Source organism: Arthrobacter cryoconiti (genome assembly GCF_020905375.1).
Lineage (GTDB): Bacteria > Actinomycetota > Actinomycetes > Actinomycetales > Micrococcaceae > Specibacter > Specibacter cryoconiti.
This window is the reverse complement of the sequence record NZ_JAJJBU010000003.1, coordinates 591,044-604,853: the sequence shown is the minus strand read 5'-3', so window position 1 is coordinate 604,853 and position 13,810 is coordinate 591,044. Positions and strand designations below refer to the sequence as shown.

General features: G+C 58.7%; 13 protein-coding genes. 5 read left to right on the top strand and 8 right to left on the bottom strand.

Going from position 1 to position 13,810, the window contains the following annotated elements:
• Window positions 1-8 precede the first annotated feature (8 nt).
• The gene (locus LOH53_RS16905) at window positions 9-686 is read right to left on the bottom strand and encodes a 4'-phosphopantetheinyl transferase family protein (protein ID WP_230066185.1); all 678 of its coding nucleotides are present in this window, start codon (window positions 684-686) and stop codon (window positions 9-11) included.
• Window positions 687-741: 55 nt separating this feature from the next.
• Between LOH53_RS16905 and ppk2 the strand changes: the two genes are divergently transcribed.
• Window positions 742-1,626: a polyphosphate kinase 2 gene (gene ppk2, locus LOH53_RS02855; RefSeq protein WP_230066184.1), complete on the top strand. Its 885-nt coding sequence runs from the start codon at window positions 742-744 to the stop codon at window positions 1,624-1,626.
• 91 nt (window positions 1,627-1,717) lie between these two features.
• Here ppk2 and pheT read toward each other — a convergent pair whose 3' ends face one another.
• Together pheT and pheS are read right to left on the bottom strand one after the other, a co-directional pair.
• Entirely contained in the window at window positions 1,718-4,261 is a 2,544-nt protein-coding gene (gene pheT / locus LOH53_RS02850) for a phenylalanine--tRNA ligase subunit beta (RefSeq protein ID WP_230066183.1), read from the bottom strand.
• Between the two features lie 3 nt (window positions 4,262-4,264).
• Window positions 4,265-5,344, bottom strand: a complete 1,080-nt coding sequence (gene pheS, locus LOH53_RS02845) for a phenylalanine--tRNA ligase subunit alpha (RefSeq protein ID WP_376992027.1) — start codon at window positions 5,342-5,344, stop codon at window positions 4,265-4,267.
• Between the two features lie 297 nt (window positions 5,345-5,641).
• Here pheS and LOH53_RS02840 point away from each other — a divergent pair, with 297 nt between their 5' ends.
• Window positions 5,642-6,118: a hypothetical protein gene (locus LOH53_RS02840; protein ID WP_230066181.1), complete on the top strand. Its 477-nt coding sequence runs from the start codon at window positions 5,642-5,644 to the stop codon at window positions 6,116-6,118.
• Window positions 6,115-6,789 carry an SIMPL domain-containing protein gene (locus LOH53_RS02835; protein WP_230066180.1) on the top strand — a complete coding sequence of 225 codons (675 nt, stop codon included), beginning with the start codon at window positions 6,115-6,117 and terminating at the stop codon, window positions 6,787-6,789. The genes LOH53_RS02840 and LOH53_RS02835 overlap by 4 nt, the downstream gene beginning before the upstream one ends.
• 33 nt (window positions 6,790-6,822) lie before the next feature.
• Here LOH53_RS02835 and LOH53_RS02830 read toward each other — a convergent pair whose 3' ends face one another.
• Window positions 6,823-8,319 (bottom strand): long-chain-fatty-acid--CoA ligase, encoded by a 1,497-nt coding sequence (locus LOH53_RS02830; RefSeq protein WP_230066179.1) that lies wholly within the window; start codon window positions 8,317-8,319, stop codon window positions 6,823-6,825.
• Window positions 8,320-8,510: 191 nt separating this feature from the next.
• Here LOH53_RS02830 and LOH53_RS02825 point away from each other — a divergent pair, with 191 nt between their 5' ends.
• Window positions 8,511-9,701: an Rv2578c family radical SAM protein gene (locus tag LOH53_RS02825; protein ID WP_230066178.1), complete on the top strand. Its 1,191-nt coding sequence runs from the start codon at window positions 8,511-8,513 to the stop codon at window positions 9,699-9,701.
• A gap of 20 nt (window positions 9,702-9,721) precedes the next feature.
• On the opposite strand, the gene LOH53_RS02820 is transcribed toward LOH53_RS02825, so the two are convergent.
• Window positions 9,722-9,922: a DUF5302 domain-containing protein gene (locus LOH53_RS02820; protein ID WP_230066177.1), complete on the bottom strand. Its 201-nt coding sequence runs from the start codon at window positions 9,920-9,922 to the stop codon at window positions 9,722-9,724.
• 126 nt (window positions 9,923-10,048) lie between these two features.
• The gene (locus LOH53_RS02815) at window positions 10,049-10,489 is read right to left on the bottom strand and encodes a (deoxy)nucleoside triphosphate pyrophosphohydrolase (protein WP_326832726.1); all 441 of its coding nucleotides are present in this window, start codon (window positions 10,487-10,489) and stop codon (window positions 10,049-10,051) included.
• 167 nt (window positions 10,490-10,656) lie between these two features.
• Between LOH53_RS02815 and LOH53_RS02810 the strand changes: the two genes are divergently transcribed.
• A complete protein-coding gene (locus LOH53_RS02810; RefSeq protein ID WP_230066176.1) occupies window positions 10,657-11,892 on the top strand; it encodes an MFS transporter in 1,236 nt (411 codons plus the stop codon).
• Here LOH53_RS02810 and LOH53_RS02805 read toward each other — a convergent pair.
• Complete coding sequence (locus LOH53_RS02805) at window positions 11,889-12,821, bottom strand: cation diffusion facilitator family transporter (RefSeq protein WP_230066175.1); 933 nt, start codon at window positions 12,819-12,821, stop codon at window positions 11,889-11,891. The genes LOH53_RS02810 and LOH53_RS02805 overlap by 4 nt on opposite strands.
• Before the next feature lie 54 nt (window positions 12,822-12,875).
• A complete protein-coding gene (locus LOH53_RS02800) occupies window positions 12,876-13,787 on the bottom strand; it encodes a TrmH family RNA methyltransferase (protein ID WP_230066174.1) in 912 nt (303 codons plus the stop codon).
• Window positions 13,788-13,810: the final 23 nt, after the last annotated feature.

Here is a 13,810-nt window from a genome sequence, read left to right as displayed (position 1 = left end):
CTTGGCCGCTAAAAAGCCAAGGCCGCAGCGAAGCCAGCCGGCAGTCCCAACACTTCGCGATCCAGATCCCACAGCTCCACGCCCTTAGCTGGTTCGGGGTAGGCCGGGATTTCCCGTGGGTCGGTGCGCAAACCCAGACCCGAGTGTTTTGCCAGCGCTTCTTTGCGCGCCCATACAGCTACCCGCCACGCGTCCTGCGCATCAGGGGCAAGGCGAAGAACACTGAGCTTCTCCGCGGCACTGAGCGCCACGTCGTCGAACCCGGCAAAGCCCACAGCGGCACGATGTTCCAAATCAATGCCTATGCGAAGACCCGCCGTGGGCACCATAGCTGCCAGTGCCCAGCCGTGGCTTCGTGAAAAACTGATGGATAAGGCCGCTGGCACCCCGTGGAGCAAATAGCCGGGACGGCCGTGCGAAGAACGCGGTTGGGGACCGCAATCGGGGCATAAGTAGGCTGCCAACAGCTCCTGCGGTTTGGCATGGAGCAACTCTGCTGCCATGATTCGCTGTGCAACCCTTCCGGCAATGAAGTGCTCACGACTTTTCGCATCCATCATGCCTGCGGCACGTGCCTGTTCGGCTCCGTCCAAGGACTCGGCCGGGACGCCATCCATAGTTGCCAAGTCAAAGGCCCGCACAGTGGGAAGTACCCGCTGGGCGTCATTAGAAAAGGATTCGTTCACCTCTACTCCATCTCCTGTTGGTTTTTCGTCTATTCAGCCGCATTACGCTCGGGCCATGAATCAAGCGCACCAAGACTTCACCGGTTACTTAGTTATTGATAACGACGACGACGATCCAACGCTTTTAGCCCCGGACGGATCAGCGGTGGATACGTGGCGGGACGGCTATCCCTACGAAGCCAGGCTGGAGCGTGATGTCTACGACGTTGAAAAACGATTGCTACAGATTGAACTACTCAAACTTCAGCAATGGATCAAGGCTACCGGGCGACGCGTGGTCATTTTGTTTGAGGGCCGCGATGCCGCTGGCAAGGGCGGGACCATCAAGCGTTTTACTGAGCACCTGAATCCTCGGGGAACCAGGGTCGTCGCACTGGAAAAGCCAAGCAAACGTGAGTCTACGCAGTGGTATTTTCAGCGGTATGTGGCCCACCTGCCGAGCGCCGGAGAAATGGTGCTCTTTGACCGCTCTTGGTATAACCGCACGGGCGTGGAGCGGGTTATGGACTTTTGTTCCAAGGACCAATACGACGAGTTCATCCGGCAGGCACCGTTGTTTGAACGTATGTTGGCCAACGATGGCATAACGGTCATCAAGTTTTGGTTTTCCGTCACACAAGCCGAGCAGCGAACCCGGTTCATCATCCGTCAAGTGGACCCGGTCCGACAGTGGAAGCTCTCCCCCATGGACCTCGCCTCACTGGACAAGTGGGATGCGTACACCGCGGCTAAAGAACGCATGTTCAAAAAGACTGACACCCGCCACGCGCCGTGGACTGTGGTGAAGTCCAACGATAAGAAACGGGCCAGGTTGGGGGCTATGCGCCATGTGTTGAGTTTGTTTGACTATACGGGTAAAGACCAAGAGCTGGTGGGCGTCCCTGATCCGTGCATCGTTGGCCCTGCCTCAGCTGTCGTGGGAGAAGGCGAAGAGTTCTAGGAACCGCCGCTGAAAGCAAAAGGTCCCGAATAGCTTTGACTGATCTTTAGTCAAAGCTATTCAGGACCTTTTTCGCGCCCAGATACTTAAGCTAGCGCTGCGTGGCCCCGAATCGCGTTGCCGCCAGCTCCACGGCCGATCCGCGGGCAGCCGAGGCTTCATCGGCTGTCAGTGTGCGATCCATTGCACGGAAGCGCAGACCGAAGGCCAGAGACTTACTTCCCTCCGGAATTCCCGCACCCTGATATTCGTCAAACAAGGCCACGGACTCCAACAGTTCACCAGCGCCTTCACGCAAGGTTTCGAGCACAGTCATTGCCGGGATACCGGCGCGAACTACCAGGGCGACGTCCTGGGTAGCTACCGGAAACGTTGAGATCGGCTTGGCCACAATTACGTCCGCCGCAGCGTTGAAGACCTTCTCAGCATTGATTTCCATAGCAACAGTGCGAGCCGGTAAGTGAGCGTCACTGAGCAACTTCGGGTGAAGTTCACCGGCGTAACCAACAACGTCTCCGTTGCGCAGCTTCAGCACCGCGGCACGTCCCGGGTGAAAAGCTTGATGTGAGCCCTGCTCCACCAGCAGTTCCACTCCCGTTACCTCAGCGAGAAGTTGAGCAGCATCAACGGCATCTGCCCAGTCCCACGAGCGCGGGGTGTGTCCGGGCGCGGCAGGGGAATCCTTTCCGGTGAACAGCGCGCCGATCGTCAGAGGCTGGTAGGGGATGCCCTCATACAAGGCATCCAGAACCTCCTCGGACGGCTTAACGCCCAGCGGCGGGATCGACGCCGTGCCGAAGGTACCTTCTGGCAAGAACACCAGACCGGACTCGAACAACGCCAGATCATTGGATCCACGGGAATGGTTGCGTTTAGCAATTTCAATCAGGCCAGGAAGCAAGGACGTACGGAGGTAACCGAATTCCTCGCTTAGCGGGTTTGCCAGCTTTACCGCTGTTCGTTCGGCACCGGCGGCAGCAACACCGAAGGTGTCATTAGAGACCTTGGAGACGAACGGGTAAGCCAGTACCTCAGTCAGGCCAGAGTCAGCCAGCGCCTGAACGGCGCGGCGACGCTGCTGTTGCATGCGTGAGTAGCCACGTCCTGGAGGGGCCGTAGGTAAGGTGGCAGGAATTTTCTCGTACCCCACCAAACGGGCTACTTCCTCCGTGAGGTCCTCGGGGGTGACCATGTCGAACCGCCAGCTGGGGGCTGTGACTAAATGGCCGCCGTCGACGGTCTCAACAACAGCACCGAGAGCTTCCAGCGAGCCCACAACCTGCTCCGTCGTGAAGTTGATGCCGATACGTCTGGAGGCGAATCCGCTCGGCAGGAACACAGCCACGGGCGCCGGCCGTGTGCCCACATCGGTGACGGTGATTTCCTCTGTGCCGCCGGCCAGTTCAACAAGCAGATCCACTGCGCGCTGGGCGGCTATATCGGCTACTTGCCAATCCACGCCGCGTTCAAAGCGCTTGGATGCCTCGGAGGGCAGCTTGTGCCGTCGACGCGAACGGGCAATGGAAATTTCCTCAAAATGCGCCGCTTCAATGAGTACATTGGAGGTAGCTGAGCTAACCTCGGTGGCCGCTCCTCCCATGACACCGGCAATGCCTAAGGCTCCGGACCCATCAGTGATGAGCAAGTCCTCGCAGTCGAGCTTGCGTACCTTGGCGTCAATGGTTTTCAGGGTTTCCCCATCTTTTGCACGGCGCACAACGATTTCACCGGTGAGCTTGTCAGCGTCGTAGAAGTGTAGCGGCTGTCCAAGCTCCAGCATGACGTAATTGGAGATATCCACTGGCAAGGAGATGGAGCGCATGCCTGCCAGGCGCAGTCGTGAGGACATCCAGATCGGGGTGGGCGCGGACGGGTTGATGCCGGTCACCGTGCGTGCCACAAAACGGTCGCAGCCAGGCTTCCCGTAAATGGGTGCTTGATCCTCGAAGCGGACAGCGTAGCCCTGGCCGGTGGCGGCCGTGACGGCTACGCGTGAGACTGGATCGATGAACTTGGTTGCGGTGGCATGAGAGTACTCGCGCGCCACGCCGCGAATACTGAAGACGTAGCCGCGGTCAGGGGTGACATTGATTTCGGCGGCTTCGTCCCTCAAGCCCAGCAGTTCCAGCGCGTCAGAGCCCACCTCCGGGTCAAGTCCCAGAGTCGCCAGGACCAGGATGCCGTCGTGGTCCTCGCCAATGCCCAGCTCCCGGACGGAGGCGATCATCCCTGCCGAGACATGGCCATACGTCTTGCGGGGGGTTATCCGGAAATCTCCGGGCAGCACCGATCCCGGCAGGGTAACAACGACCTTGTCACCTACCTCGAAGTTGTGCGCTCCGCAGACGATCCCTTGCACACCTGTCGGGTCGATGCCCTCAATGTCCAGGGTCTGCGCCGTTCCTTCAGGAACCACGCGCACCGAACACCAGTTGATGGTCTTGCCGTTGGTTTGCGGTTCTGGCTCTTTAGAAAGAACCTGGCCAACCACAATCGGACCGCTGATGGAATCCAGCGGACGGTGGACATCTTCTTCTTCAAAACCTACCTTGACCAGATCGGTCATGATATCTTCGGCGGTTGCTCCCGCCGGTATCTGCGCATACTCGCGCAGCCAAGTCAGTGGAATACGCACGGACTAAATCTCCATTCCAAAGTGTTCGCTGAAACGTACATCGCCCTCGATCATGTCGTGCATGTCGGCCACTTCATTACGGAACATCAAGGCCCGCTCGATCCCCATGCCGAAAGCAAATCCTGAATATTCATCCGGGTCAATGCCAGCCGCCCGCAGAACGTTCGGGTTGACCATCCCGCAACCGCCCCATTCGATCCAGCGCGGACCTCCCTTGGCACCGGGATGCCAGATGTCCAACTCAGCCGAGGGCTCCGTGAAGGGGAAGAAGTTTGGGCGTATCCGCACGCGGGCTTCCTCCCCGAACATCTGGCGGGTGAAGTGCTCCAGCGTTCCCAGCAGGTCAGCCATGGACAAGTTCTTGTCGATGGCGAGGCCCTCGAACTGGTGGAAAACCGGGGTATGTGTGGCGTCAAGCTCGTCTGTACGGAAGACCTTGCCAGGGCACAGCACATAGACCGGGAGCTCACGTTCTAGCAAGGCCCTTACCTGCACCGGTGAGGTGTGGGTGCGCAGCAGCAGGTGAGCCTCGGGAGGCTCCACGAAAAACGTGTCCTGCATTTCACGTGCTGGGTGGTCCGGGGCAAAGTTCAGCGCATCGAAGTTGAACCACTCCGATTCCAGCTCGGGACCTTCGGCAATTTCCCAGCCCATGCCGACGAATATGTCACAGACCCTGTCCTGGAGAGTGGACAGCGGGTGACGTGCCCCTGCCCGACGTCGGCGCGGCGCCGCCGTGACATCGACAGTCTCTTCGAGAAGTATGCGAGCTGCGTCTTCGGCCTCGAGCACGTCGGAACGGGCTGCGAGCGCCTTGGCAACTCGTCCTCGTGAGCCCCCCATGAGTTTGCCGGCGGCGGCCTTAAATTCCTTCGCAAGGGCGCCGATCTCCCGGTTGGCTAGGCTCAGCGGAGATTTCTCGCCGGTGTGCGCCAGCCGGGCCGACTTCAACGCCTCCAGCGTGGCCGCGGAGGCGATGGCCGCGAGCGCGTTGTCCACGGCGGCACCAATCGCCGCTTCGTCCAGCGGATCCGGCACGGGTTCAATGATCGATTCCGGCACGTCGGCCGAATTTTGGGGCATCTTGGACATCTACAGTTCTTACCTAAGCTCGTGTGCGAGTAAGCGGTGGGGTGGCTGGAGCCACCTCATACAGTCTAGAGGACGCCCCGGCGAGGGCATTAACGCTCTGCCGCCGACCCTGCCATTTGACGCTCCGCGTTGTTAGGCTCAGCTCATGTGCATCTTTGTGAAGGCCGGGCGTGCGACGTCGCTCAGTCTCCTTCCGCTGCTTCCTGACCGTGGGTGCTGGCCACCGGACGCCTCGAAAAAGCCTGCCCAGGTCCGGGAGCCGTTCTCTTGGCTAACAGAGTCTGATCGGTGAGAGCTGCCCTGCACATCCGCCGCGTAGCCAACGCCACGAACTTGTCCACGGCGGCGGGTCTCCTCTTGGCGGCTCTGACGCGCACCAGTATTGAACGAGGTCCAAACGGTCTGCTGTTTGGTACCAAGTACCAGCCGCGCCTGCCGTTAGCTGACGCGTTCACCGTCGGTAATGTGATTTTCTACCGGGCAGACCGTCACTACATCGATTCACGGCCAGAGCTCCTCGGACATGAATCTGCTCACGCCACCCAATACGCCTGGTGTCTGGGTTTGCCATTCCTGCCTTTGTACGGGGCATGTGCCACTTTTTCACTCTGGCGTACAGGCGATCCGGGGAGTCGCAACTTTTTTGAGCGCAACGCTGGATTGGCCGCTGGGGGCTACCCGAACTTACCTACGCTGGTGCGTCTGGCACCCCTGTGGACATTTTTAGCTCACAATATGACCTGGCAAGGAAGGCACCAACCATGAACGAGCCCGCAATGAGCGTCGGTTCAGAAAAGTCCGAACAGAATGGCCAGACGGTGAGCGTGATCGGACGCGGCACCGTCGCCGCTGCCCCCGACTATTTTCAGATCAACATCGGCATCGAAGCGCAGAGGCCTAGCGTTGGGGAAGCGTACGCAACAGTTGGTGACGCCATGAATGGTGTGCAAAACCAGCTACTGGATCAAGGAGTTGCCGGCGATGCCATCTCTACCTCCTCCTTGGACGTCCGCGCGGACAGCCGTTGGGAGGACGGCGTCGGCTCCATTGTCAGTGGATATACCGTCTCTTCCACTGTTGTAGTGCGGTTGCGCTACGACGAAGCCGCTGAGGCGATTGTTGCCGCTGTCATCGATACCGGCAACAACTGTGTGCGCTTGAACGCTCTGGCGCCTGGCATCTCGGATCCCACTTCCGCGACCACTGCGGCGCGGACAGCAGCCTGGGAAGACGCTCGGCGGAGCGCAGAGCTGTACGCCGCATTGGCCGGGCGCTCACTCGGTGCCGTCTTAGTCATCAGCGAGGGTTCGCCACACGCCCAGGAAACGGCACCCCTCATGGCACGGGCCATGATGAGTTCCGAATCTCGCATAGGGATTGAGCCGGGACAGAGCAAAGTCAGCGCAGCGGTGTCCGTGACTTGGGAACTAGTATAGGCAAACTCCTCCGAATGTCTTGGCCCACGGGCGTTAGATGACGATCTCGCGCTTGAGGATCTTCCCGGTAGGACCTTTGGGCAGGGAGTCCATAATGATGACGCTGCGCGGAAACTTGTAACCGGCCACCCGGTCCTTGACGAAGTCACGGATACTGGCTGCGAGCGCCTCTGGATCGTCAGCGCCCTCGGCCCCCGCCTTCAGTGCAACGGCGGCGTAGATTTCCTCGCCGTGGACAGCATCCGGGCGTCCGATGACGGCGGCCTCGGCCACAGCAGGATGCTCATAGAGCACTTCCTCAATCTCCCGGGGGTAAACGTTGTAGCCACCACGCAGGATCATGTCTTTCTTGCGATCCACGATGAAGAACACATCGTCTTCGTCTTTTCGCCCCAAATCCCCCGTCCGGAACCAGCCGTCGGGAATAGCGGCCGCCGTCGCCTCTGGATTGTTCCAGTAACCCTTCATCACATAGGGGCCAGCGACCGCGATCTCTCCTACCTCTCCGGGCTCGACGTCGTTGCCTGCCTCGTCAAGGATCCGAAGCTGCGCGCCGGTTACGGCCTGGCCAATGGAGCCGGGTTTGCGAATGCCGTCCATCTGGTTGAACGTGACCACGGGGGACGTCTCAGAGAGCCCGTAGCCTTCGAGCATGGTGGCGCCGAACGTCGTTTCAAATTCGTGCAAAATTTCCAGGGGCAAGGCGGACCCTCCGGATGCCGCCAATCGTAGGCTCGAAAGATCATAGTTCTCTCTCCCCGGGGTCCGCAGGAGTGCAATGTACATGGTCGGCACTCCTTCGAAGATCGTAACCTTGTCCCGCTGTATGATCTCCAGCGCCTTCGCGGGATCGAATTTGGGCAGGATCGTCACAGTGGCCCCTGCCATCACGGCAGAATTTAGAGCGCAGGTTTGTCCGAAGATATGAAAGAACGGTAAGCCTCCAAAAATGACGTCACCGTCCCGGCTACCAAACAGACTGACCGAGACCTCGGCATTACTGCGCAGGTTTTCATGCGTCAGTTCTGCACCCTTGGGCTTGCCAGTTGTGCCCGAAGTATAGAGGATAACCGCCGTGTCATCTTTCGTTGCTGCGGCTATATCTAGAAGAGGTTCGACGTCGGCCAGCAGGCCCATGAACGCGGCATCGATCGGTATGGTGTCAGTTTCTGTCTCTGCCGCCGCCGGCCCTACCTCACCCATGACGCCTTCCCAAGCAAAGGCGAGTGTGGCGCCTGAGTCCCGGAGGTGGTAGGCAACTTCTCTGGCCTTCAACAGGGGGTTCAGCGGGACCACAATGGCCCCGTAACGCAGGATGCCATAGTAAATGGGCGGCATTTGCGGCAAGTTGGGCGAGATGAGCGCTACCCGGTCCCCCGGCTTCACTCCGCGGGCGGCCAGCATGCCAGCCACTTTGGCACTGAGGACCTCGAGTGCGCCAAAGGAGATTTCAATGTCATCCATTTTGATGGCAATCCCCGCGGGGTTCCGCTGCGCGGATGTGCTCAAGATGGTGGCCAGATTTGTCATGTTCGGCTCCTTTGGTGAGGAAAAAGTGGTGCGGATCCAGAAGGTCAGCAAAGGAGCGCCCTGGCCCCTTACAAACCCAGCCTAGCGGCAAAAATGTGATCTACCCCATAAATCTACCCATGAGTAATACAAGCCTTGAACCGCACGTCGAGAGTATTGACGAATAATCGAATACATGTTCGAATATGGAGATGAGATGGAGTAAGCAGGAACTGACCCAGCCCCTCTTTGCCAGCACAGGATTTGCCGGCACAAGAACAGCGGAAGAGGCGAAGACCTCTGGAATTACCCAAGGCTCTAGTACCGCTCCCTCCATTCCGCTGCTGGCTGGACTCGTCAAAAGTGTTCAGACGCCGGAATTCGCCGGAATCACTTTTCATGAGGTTCTCGCTAAAAGCGCCCTGAACAAGGTCCCAGCCACCTCCACTATGCCGTTCGAGTGGACTATCAATCCTTATCGCGGGTGCTCCCACGCTTGCGTGTATTGCTTCGCCAGAAAAAGCCACACGTATCTGGACTTTGATCCAGGGATCGATTTTGATTCCCAAGTGGTGGTCAAGGTTAACGTGGCTCAAGTTCTGCAGAAAGAGCTGCACAGGTCCGCCTGGAAGCACTCTCACGTGGCCTTGGGCACGAACACTGACCCCTACCAGCGGGCGGAAGGTCGATACAAACTGATGCCAGGGATCATCAGAGCACTGGCCGATTCAGGCACACCATTTTCTATTCTCACCAAGGGAACCCTGCTGGCCCGAGATATCCCGTTGCTTGCCGAAGCTGCACAGCATGTCAGCATCGGCATGGGCATCTCCTTGGCTTTACTTGATGAAAAGTTGGCCGCCGCCATTGAACCCGGCACACCAACACCCAAGGCGCGCCTCTCCCTCATCAAAAAACTACGAGACGCTGGTCTTCCGTGTGGGGTGATGTCAATGCCCATACTGCCGTGGCTCAGTGATTCAGAGGAGAGCCTGGATACCTTATTCGCCGCATTGGCCGAGGCGGGGGCGACTGATGTCAGCGCCGGGGCCCTATACCTGCGTCCCGGGACTTCACAATGGTTCATGGCGTGGCTTGCCCGCGAACACCCTGCACTGGTGGGTCGCTACCAGCGCCTGTACAGCCACGGCTCTTACGCTTCCAAGGATTATCGGCAGTGGCTGGCCGTGCGCATCGGCGATGCAAAGCGCCGTCATGGTTTTGCTGGTACAACCGGATTTATCCACGATCCCCGTCGAGAAGAGGCCAACTATCCCGTTGGCAGCATACCCACAGCTCGACAGTCAGCAGGAACAGCGAAGGCAAGGGACGCTGTGCGTGCCCCTGCCTTCGCAAGTACTAGCCGTTCTGCGCATTCGACCCCGCAGGCGGTCCTGTTCTAGGAGCTAATGGTTCTAGAGTCTTATCCGCTCTTGCGGCGAAACTCCCGCTTGTGGGAGGCAGCACCGTGCTGAGAACTGATCTTGGCCCCATTGGCAGCTTCCACGCTGCCGTGGTGCTGATTCTTTTTATTTTCAAGCGCCTGACGGAATTTTTCCTTCATGTCCGCAGCGGCAGTATCCGCTGCTGGTACTTCGTCGTCATGTTGATCGTTCGATGTCATTGCACAACCTCCTTTGGATCATTGCTAACCCCCAGTCTGGCACAGAGCCCGCATAATCGCAGCGCCTCCAGTTGGCGTGTTCTCTGCGCAATTGGCGCCCGCTAGCATCGAAACGGGAAAGAGTTGCTAACCTCTTGAGGTTGCAGGGCCAGTGCGCGCCATCAGAGCCCGAACAATGGGCAAATCAGCCGGAATCCACGGCAGTTCCAGAAGTTCATTACTGTCCAGACAAACCCACCGTAACTCGTCGTGGTCTTCAAGCGGCTTTGGCGTTCCAGCCACGATTTCGCCAAGCCACACCCGCATGGACGCCTTGTTGTTCAAGGGCCAACCCTCCGCGGTGGGCCCTGCCAGTTCTTCGCCTAAGATCACCTCCACCCCTAGCTCCTCGGCCAGTTCCCGGTGGAGCCCCTGCTGCGCGCTCTCCCCAGACTCGACCTTGCCGCCAGGAAATTCCCACATACCCGCAAATTCCGGGGGCGCAGTGCGTCTGCCGACCAAAAGTTTCCTCGGAGCCATCAGCGAGTCAACCAGGGCACCGCCCACAATCTGTTTGATAAAAGTCACGGAGCTAGCATAAGCACAACCCACGCGGTCCCCTCTAGACTGATTGCGGACACTTGCCCAGTCGCCTGCGATCCGCAGCTGTCCCTCATCACTTCACTATGCCGCTTCCCTGGCTCACATCCGTCTATACTTCTGGCATTCCCCTCCCTCCCTTTGAAAGCACTTACATGATAAATTCCACCACTCACTCTCCAGGCAAAGTGCTCTCACAAGCGGGGATTGCCCGGGCTATCTTTGCCTTGGCGGTGGGAGGGTTCGGCATCGGGACCACTGAATTTGCCATGATGGGCCTGCTACCCAACGTCGCCGAAGGTGTTGGTGTTTCCATCCCGGACGCCGGCCACGTGATCTCCGCCTACGCGTTGGGTGTGGTGATCGGCGCACCGTTGTTAGTAGCCGTCAGCGCTAAATGGCCGCGCAAAACACTGGCCCTCTTCCTGATGGGTTTGTTCACGCTAGGCAATTTGTCATCCTTTTTTGCCCAAGACTTCACGTCCTTGATGGTGACTCGTTTCATTGCTGGTCTTCCCCATGGGGCCTATTTCGGTGTTGCAGCCGTACTGGCAGCATCCCTCGTGGCTCCTACCAAGCGAGGGCGGGCCATCGCCATGGTCATGATGGGACTGGCAGTAGCCAATGTTCTGGGAGTCCCTGTGGCCACCCTGATCGGTCAGCAGTTCGGTTGGCGCACGATGTTCATTCTGGTCGCCTTCATTGGACTGGTGACTCTGGTGGCCATCATGAAGTTCATTCCGGCACGGAAGGCCCATCCAGACGCCAGTCTGCGACGCGAGCTCAGCGCCCTGCGCCGCGGCCAGGTTTGGCTAACCCTGCTCATTGGCGTGGTGGGCTTTGGTGGATTCTTCGCCGTCTACACCTACGTTGCCAACACGATGACCGACGTCGCAGGGTTCAGTCCGGGCTTCCTGCCCGTTATTGTTGGTCTCTACGGGCTGGGAATGGTGGCTGGCAGCTTTGTGGGTGGCAAGCTGGCGGATTGGTCGGTGCTGGGCAGCATCTACGTTGTGATGGCTTTCATCGCCGCCATGCTCGTCATTTATGCCTATACGGTCCACATCCAGTGGCTGGCATTGCTCATGATCTTCATCATCGGCGCATCAGGGTCCATGCTGGTTCCTTCGTTACAGACCCGACTTCTTGATGTCTCCCCGGGTGCCCCCACTTTGGCATCTTCCCTAAATCACTCCGCACTGAACATGGCAAATGCTTTGGGCGCCTTTGCCGGTGGTTTAGTCATCAGCTGGGGCTGGGGATTCACTGCCCCAGCTCTGGTAGGTGCCGCACTTGCGGTGCTTGGCCTGGGGATTGCCCTGGGCAGCGGTGCTTTGGACAAACGTGCCCGGCAGGTCCAGGACGTCGTCAAGGTCCCGGAAAACGCTTAGTTGCTCGCAGTCTCTTTCGTGGAGTAGATATCCGGTTCTAAGTAGATAACCTTGGCGATGGGTACCGCGGCACGGACACGCTTTTCCGCGGCGTCAATGGCCTGTGCTATCTGCGCGCCTGTCTCGCTTTGTTCCACGGCAATCTTGGCCGCAACCAGCAGCTCATCCGGGCCTAGGTGCAGCGTCTTCAAATGGATGATCCGGCTCACTCCAGGGCCCACCAGAGCGGTTTCAATCGCCCGCACATCCTCCTCCGTAGCTGATTCACCCAGAAGTAGTGACTTGGTCTCTACGGCAAGGATGACGGCCACAGCCACCAGCAGAAGACCAATCAGTATGGTTCCTGCAGCATCCCAGTGACCGTTGCCCGTCACGAGCGTCATGCTCACGCCAAACAAGGCGAAAACCAGTCCTAAAAGGGCCGCAGAATCTTCTAGCAAAATCACGGGCAGCTCGGGAGCCTTCGCGGTCCTGATAAATGCCACCCAGCCCTTTGAACCGCGCGTTAGATTGGATTCCTTAATGGCAACGGTAAAGGAACGGCCCTCAAGAATGATGGCACCAATCAAGACGGCTAGTGGCACCCACGCCCATTTTGGATCCAATGCATGGGGATGCTGCCATTTTGAATAGCCCTCATAGAGAGCAAAGACTCCGCCGACGCTAAAAAGAATGATCGAGACCAAGAACGCATAAACGTAGCGCTCACGGCCGTAGCCGAATGGGTGCTCGGGGCTCGCCTGCCGTGCCGCTTTCTTCGCACCAACAAGCAACAAGAGTTGGTTGCCGGAGTCTGCCAGTGAGTGGATTGACTCCGCCAACAGCGATGATGACATGGTCAGCAGGTAAGCCAAAAACTTCAGTACGGCTATGGATAAATTCGCCACAAGCGCCGCGACAACTGCTTTGCCGCCTCCACCATGGGACATGATGCTACTCCTAGTTCAGAACGTGGAAACGCGAGAGACAATAAACAAACAGCTTCAGTTTGAGCGTCGCTGGGCCCGAGCGCTGGCATACAAGCACACGGTCGCGGCGGTCCCCAGATTCAAAGACTCCGCTTCCCCGTAAACAGGGACCGCCACCCGGTGATCGGCCAAAGCCTTCTCTTCCCCGGCCAGCCCCTGGGCTTCGTTGCCAAACAACCACAGAGTCGGGTCTTCAAGGACATATTGAGAATCTGGAATCTGCTGCTCAAAGGCCCGCGCCGCACTTTCGTCCTGGAGCAGGTCAAGGTTTAGCTGGCCATATCCATCCGCGGCCAGCACACCCATGCCTGCGGCCTTAGCGGCAGCGACGACGTCGGACAGCTCCACGCCGCGCACCACCGGAAGGTGGAACAAGGATCCAGCCGTCGAACGGACAGCTTTAGGGTTGTAAATATCTACGCTGGAGTTAGAGAAAATCACAGCATCAGCACCGGCCGCGTCCGCGGCTCGCAATACCGTTCCGGCGTTCCCCGGATCCTGGACCCTGCACAACATGGCAATCAGCTTTGGTTTTGCCGCAAGAACTTCCGCCAACGGCACGTCCACAAAGTTGCAGACGGCCACCACGCCTTGGGGGGTAACAGTGTCAGTCATGGCCGAGAGGACCATCTCGCTGGCCACGCGAATCTGCAGCTTGGAAGCCGGATGTGAAGCAAGCTCCATCAATTCCGGATACCTTTTGAGGCACTCAACGCTCGCGTAAACGGCTTCCACCACGGCACTGCCACCAGCATCCATACAGTCCCGGTGTGCACTTAGTGCTTCTCGAACACCCGCAGGGCCTTCGAGAAAGAACTGACTGCGTTTTAAACGACCCGAGCGTCCAGCTAGCTTTGCAACATCCCTCACTCGATCTGCTCGAGGATTGGTCATTGCATCAGCTGGCGGACGCCCGGGTTCACTCATGCTTAGGACTTTAGCAGTCGCTC